Source organism: Bacillus sp. VA13 (genome assembly GCF_055710085.1).
Window position 1 is genome coordinate 464,456 of sequence record NZ_JBVQPP010000003.1, and the last position, 19,597, is coordinate 484,052.

The following is a 19,597-nucleotide window of genomic DNA, read 5'->3' on the forward strand; positions in this document are numbered from 1 at the left end:
AGAAAATTCAAGAAACCTCTGGGTCGATTGCAAATCTGTTTTCAGAAACGAGCAGATCTGTTCAAGAGCTTGTGGACAAATCTGAAGGCATTTCCGAAGCATCCAAAGCCGGCACAGTGACATCCAGCACTGTTGAAGAAAAATCGATCGGCGGGAAAAAAGAGCTTGAAATCCAGCAAAAACAGATGAATAAAATTGACACAAGCCTTGTCCAAATCGAAAAAGAAATGGTCAAACTGGATGAAATCGCACAGCAAATTGAAAAAATCTTCGGCATCGTCACAGGCATTGCTGAACAAACAAACCTTCTTTCGCTCAATGCTTCGATTGAATCAGCCAGGGCCGGCGAACACGGCAAAGGCTTCGCCGTAGTGGCAAACGAAGTGCGGAAGCTTTCTGAGGATACGAAAAAAACCGTCTCTACCGTGTCTGAGCTTGTGAACAATACGAATACACAAATCAACATCGTATCAAAGCATATCAAAGACGTGAATGGGCTAGTCAGCGAGAGCAAAGAAAAAATGACGCAAATTAACCGCTTATTCGATGAAATTGTCCACAGCATGAAAGTCAGCAAAGAGCAATCAGGCAAAATCGACGTCGATTTGCAGGCCTTTCTTGGAGGGCTTCAGGAAGTCAGCCGCGCTGTTTCTCATGTGGCCGCATCTGTTGATTCGCTTGTCATCCTGACAGAAGAATAAATATCAAAAACCGGTCTGCCAAGCAGCCGGTTTTTTCACGTCTATTATGTTAACTAAAATTAAAAATAAGTTGACATAATAATAGCCTGCATTTATTGTATAACCATATTTTATTACTGTTTGGAGGATTTCACATGCTGAGATTAATAGATATGATGCATATTGCCATTTTCACTGCGTTGATGGCCGTGTTGGGTTTTATGCCCCCTCTCTTCTTATCCTTTACACCCGTTCCGATTACATTACAAACGCTTGGTGTCATGCTGGCAGGCAGCATCCTCAAGCCTAAGTCTGCTTTCTTAAGCCAGCTTGTCTTTTTGCTGCTCGTCGCCTTCGGAGCGCCGCTTTTGCCCGGCGGACGAGGTGGGTTTGGTGTTTTTTTCGGACCGAGCGCAGGCTTTTTGATCGCTTATCCCTTTGCCTCATGGCTGATCAGTTTAGCTGTTTGCAGACTGCGAAAGGTGACTCCATTGCGTCTCTTTTTCACTCATATTGTATTCGGCATCATCTTTATTTACCTGCTCGGTATACCTGTACAAGCTGTCATGATGGATATTGATTTGTCACAGGCCGCCTTCATGAGCCTTGCATATGTGCCTGGTGATTTGATAAAAGCGGCTGTATCTGCGTTTCTGGCGATAAAAATCACCCAAGCCTTGTCTCTTTCTGATACGAAGTTTACGAAAGGAGGCTAATTTCATGACAATAACTCATACCTATTCATCTATTGCGGAAAAATCGCCCGGCCGTGTGGCGATCCAAACTGAATCGGAGCAAATCACGTACCGGGATTGGGCTCAGCTCGTCTCTCAAACCGCAAATTGGCTGCGGTCGCGGTCGCAGCCGAGCATGCCAAACCGTGTGGCGATCCTGCTCCCGAACAGCCTGGCGTTTTTACAGCTGTTTGCCGGAGCTGCAGCGGCAGGATGCACGGCTGTTCCCATCGACACACGCTGGAGCGCGGCTGAATGCAAGGAGCGTCTGTCCATAAGCGATGCGGATCTTGTGATTACTTCAGCCTTTTTCAAAAACAAACTGACAGATAGCAAGACACCTGTTGTTTTGCTGGATCACTGTATGGCAGATATTTCTGAAGCATCCGCTACTCCCTTGCCTACCATTAATCCCGAGCACCCTTTTTATATGGGATTTACGTCAGGCTCGACAGGAAAACCGAAGGCCTTTACGCGTTCTCACCGCTCTTGGATGGAGAGCTTTACCTGTACGGAAACAGATTTTTCGATTTCATCAGATGATAAGGTTCTGATTCCTGGGACGTTAATGTCCTCTCACTTCCTATATGGGGCTGTCAGCACCTTGTTTCTGGGAGGAACCGTTTGTTTGTTGAAAAAGTTTTCGCCTGTCCAAACGAAGGAATGGCTGAGCCGTGAATCCATCAGCGTTCTCTATACCGTACCGACAATGACAGACGCCCTCACCCGTGTTAAGGCCTTTCCCAACAGTCCCGTCAAAATCATTTCATCGGGTGCAGACTGGCCGGAAGAATCTAAGAAGAAGCTCGCCGCTGCATGGCCTCATCTCAAGCTATACGATTTTTACGGCACATCAGAGCTTAGCTTTGTGACATATTCCACTCCGGAAGATAGCAAACGGAAGCCACATTCAGCCGGCCGCCCGTTTCACAACGTCCAGATTGAAATCCGCAATGCTGCCGGGGAACGCTGTCAGCCGGGGGAAATCGGAAAAATATTTGTCAAAAGCCCAATGAGGTTTTCGGGCTATGTCAACGGCAGCGCACCACATGAATCCGGGTGGATGACAGTAGATGATATGGGCTGTGTCGATGAGGATGGCTTTCTATACATATCAGGAAGAGAAAACGGGATGATCGTATACGGAGGATTAAATATTTTCCCAGAAGAGGTTGAACGTGTGCTTCTCTCCTGTGCAGAGGTTGAAAACGCGGCTGTCGTTGGAATCCCTGAGGAGTATTGGGGAGAAATCGCTGTAGCTGTCGTTCACGGAAACACTGATGCCAGAAAGCTGAAAGCCTGGTGCAAACAGAAACTGGCAGCCTACAAAATCCCGAAAAAATGGGTATTTACTGACTCCTTGCCAGAAACGAGCAGCGGAAAAATTGCCCGTTCCAGCGTGAGGAAATGGCTAGAAGAAGGTGCAGTGTAACTTGAATGCGGTTATTGTTGATGCAAAACGAACGATCTTTGGAAAACAAAATGGGCTGCTAAAGCCCTTTCTACCGGAGGATTTGGCGGCTCCCATCATAAGCTGTCTCAGCCGAAAGCTAGGGGATCAAATTGATGAAGTGATTCTCGGAAACGCGACCGGCAGAGGCGGCAACCTCGCTAGGCTGTCAGCTCTGCAAGCCGGACTGCCTTTATCGGTTCCCGGAATGACGATTGACAGACAGTGCGGCTCCGGCCTTGAAGCTGTGCGCTATGCCTGCAGTCTCATTCAAGCCGGAGCCGGCACGATGTATATCGCGGGCGGCTCAGAAAGCAGCAGCCAATCACCTTTTTCAGAACGGGCCCGCTTTTCTCCAAATGCGATCGGTGATCCCGACATGGGCATCGCAGCCGAATATACGGCAGCACGCTATTCCATCAGCAGAAGCATGCAGGATGAATACGCGCTTCTCAGCCATCAACGCAGCAGAAACGCGCATGATGGAGGATTTTACCGTGAAGAAATTGTTCCTCTCGGAGAATTGGAGGTGGATGAAGCATTTCTGAAAAAGCGGCCGATAGAAGCGATTATTTCCCGTGCAAAACCGGTTTTCGACACCAGCTCCGGAACGGTTACAGCAGCCAACAGCAGCGGCATATCAGACGGAGCGGCCGCTCTCCTTGTAATAGAAGAAGAAAAAGCGACAGCCCTAGGGCTTAAGCCAGTGCTCCGGTTTATCGGCAGTGCTGTCAGCGGGATTCACCCGAACTATCCACCCGCGGCACCGGTTGATGCGATCCGGAAGCTTTTAACTGCACACGATGTAACACCTGATGATATCGATTTATATGAGATCAATGAAGCCTTTGCCGTCAAAATTTGTGTCTGCTCGCAAGAACTCGGCATCCCCTTTTCAAAAATCAATGTGCGCGGCGGCGCATTAGCTCTCGGCCATCCGTACGGCGCATCGGGTGCAGCTCTGGTAACCAGATTGTTTTATGAAACGCAAAGACGGACAGACTGTCAATATGCCGTTGCGGCCATCGGAAGCGGCGGCGGAATCGGACTGGCTTTATTATTTGAAGTTCTTGCATAGGCTTTTTCATAGGATGCATGCTTTTGATTTAGTATAATAGCGATATGACCAAAGTCAGGAAGGGGATTTTATGACAGCCGTTTGCTTAGTAAGACATGGAGAAACCGATTGGAACCTGCAGCAAAAATGCCAAGGCAAAACCGATATCCCGCTGAACGCGACAGGTGAACGCCAAGCAAGAGAAACCGGAGAATATGTAAAGGATTTCTCTTGGGATATTATTGTGACGAGCCCGCTGAAAAGAGCGAAAAGAACCGCGGAAATCATTAATGAATATCTGCATCTTCCGATTGTCGAGATGGATGATTTTAAGGAACGCGATTACGGAGATGCGGAGGGCATGCTGTTGGAAGAACGGACAAAGCGCTATCCGGATAAAAACTATCCGAATATGGAAACGCTGGAAGAACTCACTGACAGGCTGATGGGCGGTTTGGTAAAAGTGAATCAGGCGTATCCAAACAAAAAGGTGCTGATCGTCGCGCACGGCGCAGCGATTCACGCACTGCTGACGGAAATTTCCGGGGGTGACCCAGAGCTACAAAGCACGCGCCTCGTCAATGCCTGCCTCAGCAACATTGAATTCGCAGAAGAGAAATGGCGGATTAAAGACTATAATATCAACAGCCACTTATCCGGCTTTATCAAATAAGAAAAAGACAGGCGAACGCCTGTCTTTTTCTTTTATTTCTTATCAGCCGGCATCTCTTTCTGAAGCTCATCCAAAATGGCATTCGCCCCGTCCACACTGCGGCGCAGAGACCACACCGCACGGTCCACGTGGTACACATGTCCGTTTTTCACTGCCTTCAGCTTCTTCCAAAGTACATTCTTTTCGATCGGGCGTTTGCCGTCCGCACCAATGTCATCTGTTTTACCTGTCATCAGGATGATCACATCCGGATCTGTTTTCAGCAGCTGCTCAAGTGTCATTTTCATGTTCACTGAGTCGCCGCCATTGCTTGATTCGCTGTTTTCTGACATGCTGATCGCATATCGATAACCGACCTGTGTTAAAAGTCTTGATGTAAAGAAATTTTCATCTCTTGCCATAATCGTATCATTTGTATTTCCGATCAAAAGGACGGACTGGCTGTTAGCGCTGATTTTCTGCTTTGTCTCGCTAAGCTTTTCTTCATGCGCTGTCAGTTTTTTCTCCATTTCCTTCTCCTTGCCGACTGCTTTTGCAATCGTAAGTGAAGCGTCAATTGTATCCTGATAATCAGCATTTAAATTATCAAGCCCAATGGTCGGCGCGATTTTTTTCAGCTGATCGTATACTTTCTTATGCCGGGTCGTGTCAGCAATAATTAAATCGGGTTTTAATGAAGCGATTTTTTCCATGCTTGGCTGTGAGCGAGTGCCGACAGATGTGTAGCCGTCAATTTTCTTCAGCACATCCTTGTTGATCAGCTGCTTCGCTTTATTGTCATCGGCAACCCCGACAGGCGTAATGCCGAGATCGAGCAGTGTGTCGATTAAACCAAGCTCAAGAACAACAACCCGCTTCGGATGCTTAGGCACATTTGTCTTCCCTAAATCATGTGTTACCGCCACTTTATGTTCTTTGCTGTTTTGATTGCCGCTTGAAGACGAGCAGGCAGCCGTTAGAACAGAAAGAAGTAAAACTGTAAGAATAATCAGTGTTTTTTTCATACGTTCCAGTCTCTCCTGTATGTAGTTTCTAAGATTAAGATGTCCAAAAGATAGTATAACACGGAATGAGAATCATTATCACTAATTATTTTTAAAATGAGAAGAGAAAGTTCAGCTTACAGGTACATCTTGTTTCTCTCTGTAACGAAGTAGGACTATAAAGGGAAGAAAGGGTATGGATCAAAATCAAATTAGGTTTCTGGAGGAACGGTTAAAAACGGACATGCTTTCAAGTGACAGGACACAGCGGTACAGCAGCTTAACATCATGTACACAAAAAAGCTTGCAGAAAAACATAGCTTTCTCTGCAAGCTGATCCTGTTAAAGCTTCACAATGACTCTACCTTGAATGCGATTTTGCAAAATATCTTTTAACGCAGCCGGCGCTTCTGCCAATGGCACTTCCCTGTCCACGATGGTCAGCAGCTGATCAGGCTTGAGATCAGAAGACATGCGCCCCCAAACAGCGGCTCTGACATCCATCGGACAGTACACTGAATCGATTCCGAGCAGGCTGACCCCGCGAAGAATAAATGGATAAACCGTTGCAGGAACTTCTCCCCCGCCCGTTAAGCCGCTCACCGCGACAGCTCCGCCATATTGGATTTTGCTTAAAAGCGAGGCAAGCTGTTTTCCGCCGACAGGATCAACCGCTCCCTGCCATTGCTGCTTGGACAGCGCCTTAAGCGATCCGTCATAGACATCTTCCCTGCTGATCACTTCGCTTGCACCGAGCTGCTTCAAATAATCGGCCGCATCCCGGTTTCCTGTGCTTGCCACCACATCATAGCCCCGCTTGTTCAGCATCGATACCGCAATTCCGCCGACACCGCCGGTTGCTCCTGTGACTAGCACGCTCCCTTTTTCCGGAGACAGACCGTTCTGTTCAAGCCGATGCACCGATAACGCCGCAGTAAATCCCGCCGTTCCGTACACCATCGCTTCTTTTAGTGTAAGATTCGATGGCAGAGGCACCAGCCAGTCACCAGGCACTGAAGCATATTCACTTAATCCGCCATCGCGGGAGACACCGAGCTCATAGCTTGTCGCAATCACCTCATCCCCCTCGGCAAAGCGCGGATCATTGGAAGAGACAACCGTACCCGCAGCGTCAATGCCCAAAATAAGCGGATACTCTCTGACGATATTGCCGCCTGCTTTTCCGGCTAGGCCATCTTTATAATTGATGCCGGAATAAGCAATTTTAATCAGAACACCGTCTTTCGGCAAATCCTCTGTTGACATGGTTTTCACATGAACTGAAACATCATCGGCATGTTTTTCTGCCAGCAATGCTTGAAATAACGTTGACATTCGGCACACTCCTTTTCGTTTATATCGTAACCGAAGAACGTTCAAAAAACCAAATCATCAAGCTTCAATTTTACTTCGCTGGCACATTGAGACGATAATGGACAAATGCAGTTTCTTCTTCATAGCCGTTTTGCTCATATAAGCTTCTTGCCATCCGGTTGTGGTGTTCCGTCTGGAGCAATAAAGATTTTGCCCCGTTTTCCGCAGCAAAATCTTTTGCGGCAGATAGCAATTGCCCGCCGGCTCCCTTTGTCCGCGCATGGGGAGCAACGAATAAGTCATTTAATATGTAAATTCTTTTCATAGCCACAGAAGAAAACGTTGGATAGAGCTGGGTAAAACCTATGATTTCTCCATTTTCTTCTGCTGTCAAAATAATGGACTCGTCATTTTCCAGACACGCTCTCAAAAAAGCCTCTGCCCCTTTCAGATCGGACGCCTGCTTATAAAATTCCCGATACTGGTTAAACAGCGGCGCGATGGCTGCGGCATCTGATGTCTTTGCTTGGCGAATGTTCATCTCATTTCTTCCTCCCTCTTTAGAATCGTTCTATTTTAACTTTAATAGAATTTTCTGTAAAGTTTATTTTTTAGAATATTTTTATCAGCATGCATAGAAAAAATATCACAATAATATCCATTGATCTCATGGAAACACATGCAGGTCATTTGAAGGATTTTTTTCGACAGGAATTTCCCGGGACTCAGGAGCTTTTAACCTGAAAAAGAATGACATTTCAGCATAATGAACATTTACTCATGTCTATTTTCGTTCTTTTCTGTATAAAATTAGTTATTTCGAGTCTCTACAGAAATAGCGAGAGATGATATACCTAAATAGAGATAAAATCATCGCGAAAAAATGGGTCTACTAAAATATTATTCCATCTATTACAATAAATTTACAGAATAGTCTTTTAAGTAAGTCTACTCTGAATTCTTTTAAAGGAGAGGGTAAAGAGTGAGAAACAAAAAATTGTGGATCAGCTTGTTGTTTGCGTTAACGTTAATCTTTACGATGGCGTTCAGCAACATGTCTGCGCAGGCTGCCGGAAAAAGCAGTACAGAAAAGAAGTACATTGTCGGATTTAAACAGACAATGAGTGCAATGAGTTCCGCTAAGAAAAAAGATGTTATTTCTGAGAAAGGCGGAAAAATTCAAAAGCAGTTTAAGTATGTTAACGCAGCCACAGCAACGTTGAATGAAAAAGCTGTAAAAGAATTAAAACAAGATCCGAGCGTTGCATATGTGGAAGAAGATCATATTGCACATGAATATGCGCAATCCGTTCCTTACGGCATTTCTCAAATTAAAGCGCCGGCTCTTCACTCTCAAGGCTACACAGGTTCTAACGTAAAAGTAGCCGTAATTGACAGCGGAATTGACTCTTCTCATCCTGACTTGAACGTCAGAGGCGGAGCAAGCTTCGTACCTTCTGAAACAAACCCATACCAAGATGGCAGTTCTCACGGCACACATGTAGCCGGTACGGTTGCCGCACTTAATAACTCAATCGGTGTTTTGGGCGTAGCGCCAAACGCATCGTTATATGCAGTAAAAGTTCTTGATTCAACAGGAAACGGCCAATACAGCTGGATCATTAACGGCATTGAGTGGGCCATTTCCAACAAAATGGACGTGATTAACATGAGCCTTGGCGGACCTTCTGGTTCTACAGCTTTGAAATCAGTCGTTGATAGAGCCGTAGCCAGCGGTATCGTCGTTGTTGCTGCAGCCGGAAATGAAGGCACTTCCGGAAGCTCAAGCACAATCGGCTATCCTGCAAAATATCCTTCTACCATTGCGGTAGGTGCGGTAAACAGCAGCAACCAAAGAGGTTCATTCTCAAGCGTCGGTCCTGAGCTTGATGTAATGGCTCCTGGTGTATCCATCCAAAGCACACTACCTGGAGGCACTTACGGCGCTTACAACGGAACGTCAATGGCGACTCCTCACGTTGCCGGAGCAGCAGCGTTAATTCTTTCTAAGCACCCGACTTGGACAAACGCACAAGTCCGTGATCGTTTAGAAAGCACTGCAACATACCTTGGTAGCTCTTTCTACTATGGAAAAGGGTTAATCAACGTACAAGCAGCTGCACAATAATAAAAAAAGAAGCAGGTTCTCCATACCTGCTTCTTTTTATTTGTCAGCATCCTGATGTTCCGATGCATTCTCTTCTTTTTCCGCGTGTTGAATCCGCTCCATGATCGAAGGGTGGCTGCCTCTGAAAATCTTTACAAGCACGGGAGGATCAACCTGGCTCAGTCCCGTCACAGCCAAATCCTGAAACGTCTTGACAGCGGCTTCTCTATTCTCCGTCAGCTCAATCCCATACTGGTCAGCCTGATTCTCCTGATAACGCGAAACCGCATTAGAAAAAGGCGTGACCGCAAAGCTCAAAACGGACACCAAAAGCAACAACAGCGGCAGTGCTGCAAGGTCATGCCGTCCCTCCAAATGAAACATGCTGCGGGTAAAGCGGACCGTCCGCTTGTAAAGCTTACCAATGACATAAAATCCGGCGAGCGACACGAGCAAATAACCGGCCAGTCCGATATAGACGTGCTTCATGACATAATGGCCCATTTCGTGGCCCATAATAAAGAGAATTTCTGAATCGTCAAGCTTGTTCAGCGTCGTATCCCACAATACAATCCGTTTGTTCGCCCCGATTCCTGTGACATAGGCATTAAGCGCATTTGTTTTTTCAGACATGTTTACTTCATATACATGGTCAGCCGGAATATCGGCTTCTTCTGCCAGCTCTAAAATTTTGCTTTCAAGCTCTTTGTTTTTCAGCGGATAAAAATCATTGTATAAAGGATCGATAATGACCGGCTGAATAAAAAACAGAAACAGCGAAAACGGCACAGTTAACAGCCAAGCGTATAACCACCATTTTTTTTCATGCCTTTTGATCAGCCAATAAAACACGAGAACGCAAAGCGTAAAGATCGGAAAGCTGATCCAAAAGTCTATGACCTGATCCTTAGCCCAGCTGGCCGCTGTCTGTGTGGAAATGTTGTATTCAAGCGATACTTGATAGCCTATCCAATCTAAAGGCAGCGTCACTAACGTTGTGATCAGCGAAAGCACAAACACAAAACCAATAACCTGCAAAAACCGAAAGGGCACGGCTGCTTCCATCCATTTCTTGATCTTCTTTGAAACGCCGCTGACCAGCAATACAAAGAACAAAAACCAATCAAGAGGAAGCCCGATAAAAAATAAAAAATTCTTTACATTCGAATACTGCTCAGCCACTGCCAATTCAGACGGCTTCATGAAAGAAGCCGGGTCAGCCTGCGTCCCTTTCACAGCCTCCGGTACTGCGGAATCACCGGACAGGAAAAAATACCAATAAAAAAACAGCACATACAGCACGTAAGCAAGCCCTGCTGCCGCAATCCACTTGCGCATAACGCCTCACTCCTCACATCAACCCGTTACTTCTATTGTAATCATAAATTCAAATTCTTAGAACCAAGCTGTGTATCCGTACTTTTCCGTCCTTTTAGGCATGGAAAGCCCGATCGCTGGGAAAACTAACAATGTTTGGAGTGATGCAAATGAAAAAAATAGTGGCAGCCATCGTGGTTATCGGTCTTGTGTTTCTTGCATTTTTCTATCTTTACAGCCGGTCAGGCGATGTGTATCAATCGGTAGACGCGGATTTGATCACGCTGTCTTCAAGCGGCCAGGAAGAAATCGAGATTGAAAAAAGGCAGCACGTCAAAGATATGCTGGACATCATGAATCAGGGAAAACAGCTGAAGACAGAAAAAACATCAGCCCCTGATTACGAAGGGACAATCAAGTTTCATAAAGACCGGTACGACTCATTCAGACTATGGATTGACGGCAGCCAGCAAGCCGTTTATTTGAAGGACGGGACATACTACAAATTAAGTAAAAGCGATACAAAGGCGCTGCTAAACATTATTAAAAAAGAAGCAAAGGATTGAAAATGAAAAAGCGAAGCTTACCGCTTCGCTTTTTTCGTATTATTGAGGCAAAATATCTCTCAGCGCCCGTCTGAGCATTTTCCCCGTCGCATTTTTCGGAATGTCGTCAAGGAACGTAATGGCGGCAGGCCGTTTGTATTTGGCGAGATGTTTTTCACAGTGCTGCATGATATCCGCTTCTGTTACGCCAGAGCGTTTGGGTACAATATATCCCTTTACCGCTTCCCCGCTTTGGGCGTCCGGCACACCGATGACAACCGCCTCCTTGACATCCGGGTGGCTGTACAGCACTTCCTCCACCTCGCGCGGATACACGTTGTATCCTCCAACAATGATCATGTCTTTTTTCCGGTCAACAATGTAAAAATAGCCGTCCTCATCTCTTCTTGCCAAATCGCCCGTATAAAGCCACCCGTCTTTTAACGCATGTTTTGTTTCCATTGGCATTTTATAATAGCCCTTCATTACATTGGGGCCTTTCACGATCAATTCGCCGACCTGGTGATCGGGCAACTCGCGTCCGAGCGGATCTACGACCTTGTTCTCGACATGCAATATACTTGTCCCGATGGAGCCCGGCTTTCTGCCCCTGTCAAACGGGTTAAAACACGTAACGGGTGATGCTTCCGAAAGCCCGTAGCCTTCCAAAATGGTCACGCCGAATTTTTCTTCAAACGCGGTCAGCAGCGCGACTGGCATCGCCGCACCTCCTGAAATGCACAGCCGAATGGAAGAAAAGTCATCTTTCTTTCCGTTTTCATGCTGAAACAAGTAATTATACATCGTAGGCACACCGGCAAAAATAGTCGCCTGCCGCTGCTTAACAAGCTGAAAAACAGATGCCGGACTGAATTGAGGCTCAATTAAGACAGTTGCGCCGCTCATCAGCGGGGCATTCATACAGACGGTTAAACAAAACACGTGGAACATAGGAAGAGCGCAGACCACATTGTCCTTCTCATCCATTCCCAAATAGCCGGCGACATCGTTGGCATTGCTGTACAAATTCTGATGGGTCAACATTGCGCCTTTTGGTTTTCCGGTCGTTCCTGACGTATACAAAATGACCGCGGTATCATCAGGGACAATCTCCGGGCTTTGTTTAGCGGTGGATGTTGGACGCAATATTTTTGCAAACGTTGTCATTTTCATCCTGACCTCTGGGTCTGAAGCTTCTGGCTCGGCATCTCCCGTCTGGCATAAAATGACGAGCTCAACCTTTGGCAGCGATTCATGCATGCTCTCATAAAGCGGCAAAAGCTGATCAACGCCCACGATCGCCTTTACATCGCCATTTATCAGCATATAACCGATTTCTGTTGGCGTGTACAACGGGTTGATGGGCACCACCACAATCCCAGCCTTTAACGCACCAAAAAACGCGATGATAAAATCAGGCGAATTGCCAAGCAGCAAAGCTAGATGGTCCCCTTTCTCCATACCGGCTTCCTGAAGGCCGTCCGCAAATCGCTGAATGTGTTCATTCAGCTCCTGATAAGTCATCATGTGATCCTTAAACCTGCATGCGATGCTGTCGGGCTTCTCAGATGCTGTTTCTTCCAATTTGGAAACAAGATTCATTCTCCCACCCCTTAAAGTGAATGAATAGTCATTCATTATTGAAGCCAAGCTTTCTCCTCCATTATAGAGAAACAGAAAAAAACACTCAAGAGCAAAAAGCCCTGAGTGTCAGTACTGTTATAGTTTCTTTAATGCTTCAGCAATCGGTGTATCTCCTTCTGTCAGATCAAAGGCCCGATTTTCCGTATTGGTTTCATCTAAAGAAGCAATGACCGTTTTCGCCACGTCATCACGGGAAATGAATCCCCGTTCCAGATCGGCGGCGACTGAAACAGTTCCTTTTCCAGACTCATTGCGAAGGCCTCCCGGACGGATAATCGTATAAGTTAAACCGCTTGCTTCCAGAATTTTATCAGCATAATGCTTGGCCACATAATAAGGTTTAAGTGATTCATTCCAATTTTCACGGTTGTGGGCTTGCAGGGCGCTAACCATGACAAACCGCTTGATGCCCGCGATATCCGCAGCTTCCATCGCTTTTGCCGCTCCGTCTAGATCCACCAGCAACGTTTTATCATAGCCTGTGCTGCCGCCTGAACCCGCTGTGAAAATGATCGCGTCGCAGCCTTTCGCCGCTGCGGCGATTTCTTCCGGGCTGCCTTCCAGATTCGCAAGCACAGCTTCTGCACCGGCAGCTTCGAGAGACGCTTTCTGTTCTTCTTTTCTGACCATCGCTCTGACAGAATGATCAGGATTGTCTCGGAATAAAGAAACGAGTCTTTGTCCGATTTGTCCGTTCGCTCCGATTAAAAACACTTTCATGTGAATCCCTCCTGCCTCCATTATTTCAAAAACACAACCGCTCTTTCAAACAATGTGTTTTGCCTTAATAAATCAGATCAAGGAAATCCTCTTTTGTAATGTTCCCAAAGTAATGCTTAAGATTCACACCTTCCAGCGCATCAGCGATGACACTGCGTTCATATTGTTTTCCAACCAGCAGGTTTTCAATTTCAGATACATCACCGACACCGAAGAAATCTCCGAAGATTTTGCAGTCCTCAATTTTGCCTTTCTTGACTTCCAGACGCAAATCTATCGATCCGATCGGATAACGTTTCGAATGATTGAGGTTAAATTTCGGTGAACGGCCATAGTTCCAATCCCAATTCTGGTAGCGCTCTTTCGAAATTTGATGAATGACCTCCCAATCTTTTTCCGTCAGCTTATACTCCGGTACGGTTTGAATGTCATTTGTGTTGAAAATATGGCGAAGCAAATGGCTACGGAATTCTTCCGTAGTCATTTTATCATCGAGAAACTCACTGATGTTTGCCACTCGGCTTCTGATCGATTTGATGCCTTTTGATTCAATTTTATCCTTTTTCACCTTTAACGCTGACACAACATGATCAATGGCTGAATCAAACATGAGAGTGCCGTGGCTGAAAATGCGTCCTTTTGTTGCAAACTGGGCGTTTCCGGATATTTTCCGGCCATCCACTACAATGTCATTCCGGCCGCTCAATTCTGCTTCTACCCCGAGCTGGCGTAAAGCCTGGATCACCGGCTCAGTGAACTTTTTGAAGTTATGAAAGCTGTCCCCGTCATCCTTTGTAATAAAGCTGAAGTTCAAGTTCCCCAGATCATGATACACAGCTCCTCCGCCTGATAAACGTCGGACAACGATAATCCCATTTCCCTCTACATATTTTGTATTGATTTCTTCTATTGTATTTTGGTTTTTCCCAATGATAATAGACGGCTGATTTACATAAAAGAGCAAATACGGCTGTTTAGGGTCTAAATGCTTTACACAGTACTCCTCAATAGCAAGATTGATCCGCGGATCATTGATATTTTGATTGTCGATAAATAACATGGTGCTCCTCCTTTATCCTTCCCACACAAAACCTGATTTCGCAATATTCACTTCGCCGCTAAAAACGGTTTTCGCTTCTTTGCGAAGATTGTCATGCACGCCGAAATGCGGCAAATGCGTCAGCAGCAGCTCTCCCGCTCCCGCTTCTTTTGCAATTCGCCCGGCTTCCAGGCTGTTCATATGACCTGCGCTTGTCCCGTCTTGATCGGCATAAAAATTGCATTCTGAGATCAATAAATCGGCATTTTCCGAAAATGGAATAAATGATTCCTGATAGCTGGAATCAGCAGTATATACGACAGTATGGCTGCCGTCAGTAATCCGCATGGCATAGCACGTCACCGGGTGAATCGTTTTTAAAAAGGTGATCGTAAACGGACCGGCAGTCAGCGGCTGATCCGGCTGAAAGGCAATCCCTTTCGTATGTGTTTTATATGTAAGCTTTTGAAACTGTTCTATATCAGCATCATGTCCGTAAATCGGAAGCGTATGCTCTCCTTTGCCGAGAAACGAACCGACTTGTTTGGCAAATTGCAGCGGCCCGATGTCAGCGATATGGTCATGGTGATAATGAGACAGAATCACCGCACCCAGCTTTTCCGCCGGCACATATCCGAACAGCTTAGATAATACGGCACTGCCGCAATCGACAAGCAAAGAGTAATCACCTGACTGAAATAAATAGCCCGACGTCGCTTCATTTGCGGCCGGAAAACCGCCATAGCATCCGATAACTGTAACTTTCATAATGTCCTCCTATCTTTTCAAGAAAATTGATCCTCCTTCAATATACCCATTTTTCTTAAAAAAAGCATGTTTTAAACATTGTATCAAAACAGTTATTGATTTTTATAATCTGTTATATTACAATGAAGTCGCTACAAAGGGGAAAGAGGGATTGGTTATGCTGGGGAAAATCACAGATTTTTTTAGAAACCTGCCTTCGAAAAAGTGCGCGGAATGCGGAAAAAAGATTGAAGAGCAGCATGAGTGTTATGGAAATATCTGCAATGACTGCATAAAAGTTAACGATTTGTAAAGAGCGAAAATCCCGCGCAGCACGCGCGGGATTTTCTTTATTTTTCAACACTTCTTTATTTTGAAATAATAATCAGGTTAGGTCAAAGCTCACCCGTTTTTAGATAATTCTGGTGATTCTAATCACATTTTAGAAAATTCTTTATTTTCTAAATATAATTTACTATAGACGAATTCATTTCTTATCTATTATAATTTGATCTAATAGTGAGATTAAATATATGTCTATTCATGATATATGTTGATACTTTGTTTTTTGGGAGGTAATCTATGAAAAGAATTAAGTTTGGATTAGCCACACAAATATTCGTTGGACTTATTCTAGGTGTCATTGTTGGCGTTATTTGGTATGGCAACCCAGCATTGCCTACTTACCTGCAGCCAATCGGGGATCTCTTTTTACGCTTAATCAAAATGATAGTGATTCCTATTGTTGTCTCCAGCTTAATCATCGGTGTAGCCGGTGCAGGAAATGGAAAGCAAGTCGGTAAATTAGGCTTCAGAACAATTCTGTACTTCGAGATCATTACGACTTTTGCTATCATTCTCGGACTAGCCCTTGCAAACATCTTCCATCCGGGTACAGGAGTTAATATACACGAAGCTCAAAAATCTGACATTAGTCAATATGTTGAAACCGAAAAAGAGCAAAGCAATAAATCAGTGGCGGAAACGTTCCTGCATATTGTGCCGACAAACTTCTTCCAGTCCTTGGTTGAAGGGGATCTTCTTGCCATCATCTGCTTTACAGTTCTATTTGCATTGGGTATTTCCGCGATCGGTGAAAGAGGCAAGCCTGTATTAGCCTTTTTCGAAGGTGTATCCCATGCCATGTTCCACGTTGTAAACCTTGTGATGAAAGTAGCGCCATTCGGCGTTTTCGCACTTATCGGAGTGACTGTGTCTAAATTCGGGCTCAGTTCTCTTCTCTCTCTCGGAAAGCTTGTCGGATTGGTGTATGTCGCACTTGCTTTCTTCTTAATTGTCGTGTTTGGAATTGTTGCAAAAATTGCCGGCATCAACATTTTCAAATTCCTTGCTTACATGAAGGACGAAATCTTACTGGCGTTCAGTACGTCCAGCTCTGAAACAGTTCTTCCGCGCATCATGGAAAAGATGGAAAAAATCGGCTGCCCGAAAGGCATTGTTTCATTTGTGATTCCGATTGGATATACGTTTAACTTAGACGGTTCCGTTCTCTATCAATCTATTGCCGCGCTGTTTTTAGCACAGGTATACGGCATTGATTTAACGCTTTGGCACCAAATTACACTTGTGCTCGTCCTTATGGTGACATCTAAAGGGATGGCTGCCGTGCCTGGTACTTCTTTTGTCGTCTTGCTTGCGACACTTGGCACCATCGGCGTTCCAGCTGAAGGACTTGCTTTTATTGCCGGTGTAGACCGCATCATGGACATGGCACGTACAGTTGTCAACCTGACTGGTAACGCGCTTGCTGCTGTTGTGATGTCTAAATGGGAAGGCCTGTTTAATCCAGCGAAAGCTGAAACGGTCATGTCTCAAGCAAAAGCAGACCAAAACGCAACCATTTCCGGTTAATGAAAAGCCTGCGGGGTTCTTGCCCCGCAGGCTTTTTTAATCTTTAACAAGCTCAAACAGCTCTGTAATCAAAACAGTATCCTCATTCAGCTCCAGTTCACCATTTTTGATCAGTTCCGCCCATGCCATCCGATGGTCTTCCTGAAATTCCTCAATTCGATCTCCATTGCCCTCTCCTTTGACTAACCTCATATCAGGCGCTCCAAAGGTCGTTTCAAATACATGTCACTTTTATATTGCATCTCGGATTGTCATGTTTATCATAAACGGTAACAAGCTGCCCCGCCGTTTGATACACGTCACTCAATTCATCTTTTGAATATAATGATTTTGGGGCGCACGTGGCTGTTTTTTCTCCGGCGAGGATTTGCTGAATCAGCTGTTCCCCCAAACCGTCATCACCTTCCCAGCCGAAAGTGCTTTTCAGCTCATACATCTTCATTTCGCCTTCCCCCCCTTATACCATCGGTGACTGTACATAATAGTACAGAAGCTTAGCCGTATGGCGAAGAGACGATTTATGGGTGCGTTCAAATGCATGCGAAGCGTCAATTCCCGGCCCGATGAGGCCATGCACAATATCATGCCCGGATTTGATCGCTGCTGACGCATCCGACCCGTAGTATGGGTAAATATCAAGCTTATAGTCGATATGATGCTTCTCGGCTAAATGGACTAAATGCTTTCTCAGCTGATAATGATACGGCCCGCTCGCATCCTTCACACAGATTGATACTGAATATTCATCTGTCGCCTGCCCGTCACCGATAGCTCCCATATCAACCGCCAAATATTCGACTGTATCAGGAGGAATATTCGAATTCCCGCCGTATCCGATTTCTTCATTATTCGAAATGAGAAAATGAGTTGTATACGGCAATTCAATTTCTTCTGTTTGAATTTGATGAATTAAGCGGAGCAATAAGGCGACACTTGCCTTATCATCCAAATGGCGCGATTTAATAAATCCGCTTGATGTGATCTCGACACGGGGATCAAACGACACAAAATCTCCGACGCCAATGCCAAGCTCTTCCGTATCTTTCCGGCAGTGAACAGGTTCATCAAGGCGGATCTCCATATTCTCTTGATTGCGCTCAGCTTTCCCCGCATCCTTGTATACATGCACTGATGTTTGATGCATTAAAATTGTGCCTGTATACGTTTTTCCCGAGGCGGTTTCAATTTGGCAATACTCCCCCTCAATCGAGTTGTAGCGGAACCCGCCGATCAAATCGATTTTCAGCCGGCCGTCAGCTTTAATTTCCTTTACCATAGCGCCGAGGGTGTCAACGTGCGCCGTCAGCATGCGGTGCTGGGATGTGTCGCGTCCGGGAAGCGTTGCAATTAAGCCGCCCTTATGGTTCCGAACCGTTTCTACCTTCCATTCTTTTAAAAGGCTTTCAATATAATTGATCACCTCATATGTATTTCCTGTCGGGCTTGGGATCGATACAAGTTCTTTAATGAGCTCCATCGTTTTACGTACGGACGTCATAGGACATTCCTCCTTTTACTTTTCTATATAAAATATACTCTTTTCCCGAGGGACCCGTCCAATCTTTTCCTATCAATCTCTCATATGCTGTAGTAAGCATGGGAAGAGGAGGGATATCTATGTGCTGTCGTCATTCACATGAACGGAAACATCATTGTCACGATTGGTTTGATGAGTTTTGGTTCTTTGACGAGTGGTTCGATAAAGATTTCCATGACCATTGCAAGAAAAAGAAAGAATGCCATGACCCTTGCGAGAAGAAGAAAAGAAAGAAAAACCATTGTTTCTCTTGTAAAAAACACAGACACTCTTGCTGTCATTGCTAAGGACTGAATCAGAAATATTCTGATGACCCATGCTTCATGAATATTTCCATTCGCATTTTTCCAAGCGGGCTGTGCTGCTGCTTGGACTTTTTTATTGAAAGAGACTTTTTGCTTTTACAATCCAATAGACTGATACTGCAGCTATTAGAGCAACAATGATTTCAACAGCAGCAGCATGCTCTATTATTCTTTTTTGGTATAAAACCGCCGGTACATTAAAGAGTGCATGTAAAAGAATAGAATACAGCAAAAACAGCGGCCGGCGGCTTTTAACCGCATACAAGACCAGCAGCGACAGTCCGATTTGAACAGCAATCGCACTGATTCTTTCTATTCCCCCCAGCAGCCATTCATACGAAGGGGTATGCAGCAGCTGCTCCTGAATCGGCAGAAGCACCTGTTTGATGTCTTCATTGATCAAAAGCTGTTCAAACGTTCCGCTATTCATCGCAATTGCGTATACAATAAGCGAGATAGAGGACACGCCAGTAATCAGGATGGCTTCAAGCCCGCCATGGCCCGTTCCGAAAGCCAGGCCATCCGCCCAAGCATGATGGCGCTTCAAAAAAATTCTCATCATGATATACCTTCCGCACTCCTCAAAAATCCCAGCCATCAAGCAGCCGTAAATGCCATACCACAATGGATTTTGCATGGCTTCTTTCGTCATTTCATTCACTTGCAGTACATAAACATGAACGCCGCCCTCCAATAGCTGAGCAAAGACAAAAAACGTGAGAGCGCCAATAAAAAACACCTTTAACGAGGCGCCATACTTTCGCTTAAACCATACTATCAGTCCGATCGGCAACAAAAACGCAACAGCTCCAGAGAACGCCATAAAGACTATTGCTTCTTGACTGACCATTTACCAGCCTCCTTTTTCTATTT

At 45.4% G+C, this 19,597-nt stretch carries 20 protein-coding genes and 1 pseudogene; 9 read left to right on the plus strand and 12 right to left on the minus strand.

Features of this window, described 5'->3' with window-relative positions; genetic code table 11:
- The first annotated feature begins 185 nt into the window (after positions 1-185).
- The 5 genes from AC0C66_RS14335 to phoE all read left to right on the plus strand — a co-directional run bounded on the left by AC0C66_RS14335 (position 186) and on the right by phoE (position 4,594).
- Complete coding sequence (locus tag AC0C66_RS14335) at positions 186-701, plus strand: methyl-accepting chemotaxis protein (protein ID WP_371864110.1); 516 nt, start codon at positions 186-188, stop codon at positions 699-701.
- A gap of 134 nt (positions 702-835) precedes the next feature.
- Complete coding sequence (locus AC0C66_RS14340) at positions 836-1,396, plus strand: biotin transporter BioY (RefSeq protein ID WP_014113274.1); 561 nt, start codon at positions 836-838, stop codon at positions 1,394-1,396.
- A 4-nt stretch (positions 1,397-1,400) separates the two neighbouring features.
- Positions 1,401-2,846: an acyl-CoA synthetase gene (locus AC0C66_RS14345; protein WP_472973604.1), complete on the plus strand. Its 1,446-nt coding sequence runs from the start codon at positions 1,401-1,403 to the stop codon at positions 2,844-2,846.
- Between the two features lies 1 nt (position 2,847).
- Positions 2,848-3,942, plus strand: coding sequence for an acetyl-CoA C-acyltransferase (locus tag AC0C66_RS14350; RefSeq protein WP_472973605.1), 1,095 nt, complete (start codon positions 2,848-2,850; stop codon positions 3,940-3,942).
- Positions 3,943-4,012: 70 nt separating this feature from the next.
- The gene (gene phoE, locus AC0C66_RS14355; protein WP_014113271.1) at positions 4,013-4,594 is read left to right on the plus strand and encodes a phosphatase PhoE; all 582 of its coding nucleotides are present in this window, start codon (positions 4,013-4,015) and stop codon (positions 4,592-4,594) included.
- Positions 4,595-4,626: 32 nt separating this feature from the next.
- Here the strand turns inward: phoE and AC0C66_RS14360 are convergent, their stop codons facing one another.
- From AC0C66_RS14360 to AC0C66_RS14370, 3 genes are all read right to left on the minus strand, one after another.
- Positions 4,627-5,598, minus strand: a complete 972-nt coding sequence (locus tag AC0C66_RS14360; RefSeq protein WP_327816307.1) for an ABC transporter substrate-binding protein — start codon at positions 5,596-5,598, stop codon at positions 4,627-4,629.
- A gap of 321 nt (positions 5,599-5,919) precedes the next feature.
- The gene (locus AC0C66_RS14365) at positions 5,920-6,912 is read right to left on the minus strand and encodes an NADPH:quinone oxidoreductase family protein (protein ID WP_072183333.1); all 993 of its coding nucleotides are present in this window, start codon (positions 6,910-6,912) and stop codon (positions 5,920-5,922) included.
- 70 nt (positions 6,913-6,982) lie between these two features.
- A complete protein-coding gene (locus AC0C66_RS14370) occupies positions 6,983-7,432 on the minus strand; it encodes a GNAT family N-acetyltransferase (RefSeq protein ID WP_472973606.1) in 450 nt (149 codons plus the stop codon).
- A 441-nt stretch (positions 7,433-7,873) separates the two neighbouring features.
- On the opposite strand from AC0C66_RS14370, the gene aprE reads away from it, so the two are divergent.
- Positions 7,874-9,019: a subtilisin AprE gene (gene aprE / locus AC0C66_RS14375; protein ID WP_072182327.1), complete on the plus strand. Its 1,146-nt coding sequence runs from the start codon at positions 7,874-7,876 to the stop codon at positions 9,017-9,019.
- A 36-nt stretch (positions 9,020-9,055) separates the two neighbouring features.
- Here aprE and AC0C66_RS14380 read toward each other — a convergent pair whose 3' ends face one another.
- On the minus strand, positions 9,056-10,336 hold the full coding sequence (locus tag AC0C66_RS14380; protein ID WP_072182328.1) for a M48 family metallopeptidase: 1,281 nt from the start codon (positions 10,334-10,336) through the stop codon (positions 9,056-9,058).
- A gap of 149 nt (positions 10,337-10,485) precedes the next feature.
- On the opposite strand from AC0C66_RS14380, the gene AC0C66_RS14385 reads away from it, so the two are divergent.
- Positions 10,486-10,881, plus strand: a complete 396-nt coding sequence (locus AC0C66_RS14385) for a YhfM domain-containing protein (protein WP_061188298.1) — start codon at positions 10,486-10,488, stop codon at positions 10,879-10,881.
- A gap of 39 nt (positions 10,882-10,920) precedes the next feature.
- Here AC0C66_RS14385 and lcfB read toward each other — a convergent pair whose 3' ends face one another.
- The 4 genes from lcfB to AC0C66_RS14405 all read right to left on the minus strand — a co-directional run bounded on the left by lcfB (position 10,921) and on the right by AC0C66_RS14405 (position 15,031).
- Entirely contained in the window at positions 10,921-12,462 is a 1,542-nt protein-coding gene (gene lcfB, locus AC0C66_RS14390) for a long-chain-fatty-acid--CoA ligase LcfB (RefSeq protein ID WP_461845689.1), read from the minus strand.
- 117 nt (positions 12,463-12,579) lie between these two features.
- Complete coding sequence (locus tag AC0C66_RS14395; RefSeq protein WP_072182330.1) at positions 12,580-13,224, minus strand: SDR family oxidoreductase; 645 nt, start codon at positions 13,222-13,224, stop codon at positions 12,580-12,582.
- Between the two features lie 64 nt (positions 13,225-13,288).
- Positions 13,289-14,284: a lipoate--protein ligase LplJ gene (gene lplJ, locus AC0C66_RS14400; RefSeq protein WP_087988034.1), complete on the minus strand. Its 996-nt coding sequence runs from the start codon at positions 14,282-14,284 to the stop codon at positions 13,289-13,291.
- A gap of 12 nt (positions 14,285-14,296) precedes the next feature.
- Positions 14,297-15,031, minus strand: coding sequence for an MBL fold metallo-hydrolase (locus tag AC0C66_RS14405; RefSeq protein WP_014113259.1), 735 nt, complete (start codon positions 15,029-15,031; stop codon positions 14,297-14,299).
- Between the two features lie 157 nt (positions 15,032-15,188).
- On the opposite strand from AC0C66_RS14405, the gene yhfH reads away from it, so the two are divergent.
- Entirely contained in the window at positions 15,189-15,323 is a 135-nt protein-coding gene (gene yhfH / locus AC0C66_RS14410) for a protein YhfH (RefSeq protein ID WP_003224325.1), read from the plus strand.
- Positions 15,324-15,592: 269 nt separating this feature from the next.
- Positions 15,593-16,882, plus strand: a complete 1,290-nt coding sequence (gene gltT, locus AC0C66_RS14415; protein ID WP_014113257.1) for a glutamate/proton symporter GltT — start codon at positions 15,593-15,595, stop codon at positions 16,880-16,882.
- 36 nt (positions 16,883-16,918) lie between these two features.
- Here the strand turns inward: gltT and AC0C66_RS14420 are convergent.
- The 4 genes and pseudogenes from AC0C66_RS14420 to AC0C66_RS14435 form a co-directional block, all read right to left on the minus strand.
- A pseudogene (locus tag AC0C66_RS14420) lies at positions 16,919-17,324 on the minus strand (ASCH domain-containing protein).
- 15 nt (positions 17,325-17,339) lie between these two features.
- Positions 17,340-18,380, minus strand: coding sequence for a M42 family metallopeptidase (locus AC0C66_RS14425; RefSeq protein WP_472973607.1), 1,041 nt, complete (start codon positions 18,378-18,380; stop codon positions 17,340-17,342).
- A 134-nt stretch (positions 18,381-18,514) separates the two neighbouring features.
- Positions 18,515-18,700, minus strand: a complete 186-nt coding sequence (locus AC0C66_RS14430; RefSeq protein ID WP_309294803.1) for a hypothetical protein — start codon at positions 18,698-18,700, stop codon at positions 18,515-18,517.
- Positions 18,701-18,797: 97 nt separating this feature from the next.
- Positions 18,798-19,574 (minus strand): YhfC family intramembrane metalloprotease, encoded by a 777-nt coding sequence (locus AC0C66_RS14435; protein ID WP_014113251.1) that lies wholly within the window; start codon positions 19,572-19,574, stop codon positions 18,798-18,800.
- Positions 19,575-19,597: the final 23 nt, after the last annotated feature.

What these genes read in the sequence shown, in the direction of transcription:
- AC0C66_RS14335 (WP_371864110.1), top strand. Translation starts at nt 186, where the DNA reads ATGAATAAAATTGACACAAGCCTTGTCCAAATCGAAAAAGAAATGGTC.
- AC0C66_RS14340 (WP_014113274.1), top strand. Translation starts at nt 836, where the DNA reads ATGCTGAGATTAATAGATATGATGCATATTGCCATTTTCACTGCGTTG.
- AC0C66_RS14345 (WP_472973604.1), top strand. Translation starts at nt 1,401, where the DNA reads ATGACAATAACTCATACCTATTCATCTATTGCGGAAAAATCGCCCGGC.
- phoE (WP_014113271.1), top strand. Translation starts at nt 4,013, where the DNA reads ATGACAGCCGTTTGCTTAGTAAGACATGGAGAAACCGATTGGAACCTG.
- AC0C66_RS14360 (WP_327816307.1), bottom strand. Translation starts at nt 5,598, where the DNA reads ATGAAAAAAACACTGATTATTCTTACAGTTTTACTTCTTTCTGTTCTA.
- AC0C66_RS14365 (WP_072183333.1), bottom strand. Translation starts at nt 6,912, where the DNA reads ATGTCAACGTTATTTCAAGCATTGCTGGCAGAAAAACATGCCGATGAT.
- AC0C66_RS14370 (WP_472973606.1), bottom strand. Translation starts at nt 7,432, where the DNA reads ATGAACATTCGCCAAGCAAAGACATCAGATGCCGCAGCCATCGCGCCG.
- AC0C66_RS14380 (WP_072182328.1), bottom strand. Translation starts at nt 10,336, where the DNA reads ATGCGCAAGTGGATTGCGGCAGCAGGGCTTGCTTACGTGCTGTATGTG.
- AC0C66_RS14385 (WP_061188298.1), top strand. Translation starts at nt 10,486, where the DNA reads ATGAAAAAAATAGTGGCAGCCATCGTGGTTATCGGTCTTGTGTTTCTT.
- lcfB (WP_461845689.1), bottom strand. Translation starts at nt 12,462, where the DNA reads ATGAATCTTGTTTCCAAATTGGAAGAAACAGCATCTGAGAAGCCCGAC.
- AC0C66_RS14395 (WP_072182330.1), bottom strand. Translation starts at nt 13,224, where the DNA reads ATGAAAGTGTTTTTAATCGGAGCGAACGGACAAATCGGACAAAGACTC.
- lplJ (WP_087988034.1), bottom strand. Translation starts at nt 14,284, where the DNA reads ATGTTATTTATCGACAATCAAAATATCAATGATCCGCGGATCAATCTT.
- AC0C66_RS14405 (WP_014113259.1), bottom strand. Translation starts at nt 15,031, where the DNA reads ATGAAAGTTACAGTTATCGGATGCTATGGCGGTTTTCCGGCCGCAAAT.
- yhfH (WP_003224325.1), top strand. Translation starts at nt 15,189, where the DNA reads ATGCTGGGGAAAATCACAGATTTTTTTAGAAACCTGCCTTCGAAAAAG.
- gltT (WP_014113257.1), top strand. Translation starts at nt 15,593, where the DNA reads ATGAAAAGAATTAAGTTTGGATTAGCCACACAAATATTCGTTGGACTT.
- AC0C66_RS14425 (WP_472973607.1), bottom strand. Translation starts at nt 18,380, where the DNA reads ATGACGTCCGTACGTAAAACGATGGAGCTCATTAAAGAACTTGTATCG.
- AC0C66_RS14430 (WP_309294803.1), bottom strand. Translation starts at nt 18,700, where the DNA reads ATGACAGCAAGAGTGTCTGTGTTTTTTACAAGAGAAACAATGGTTTTT.
- AC0C66_RS14435 (WP_014113251.1), bottom strand. Translation starts at nt 19,574, where the DNA reads ATGGTCAGTCAAGAAGCAATAGTCTTTATGGCGTTCTCTGGAGCTGTT.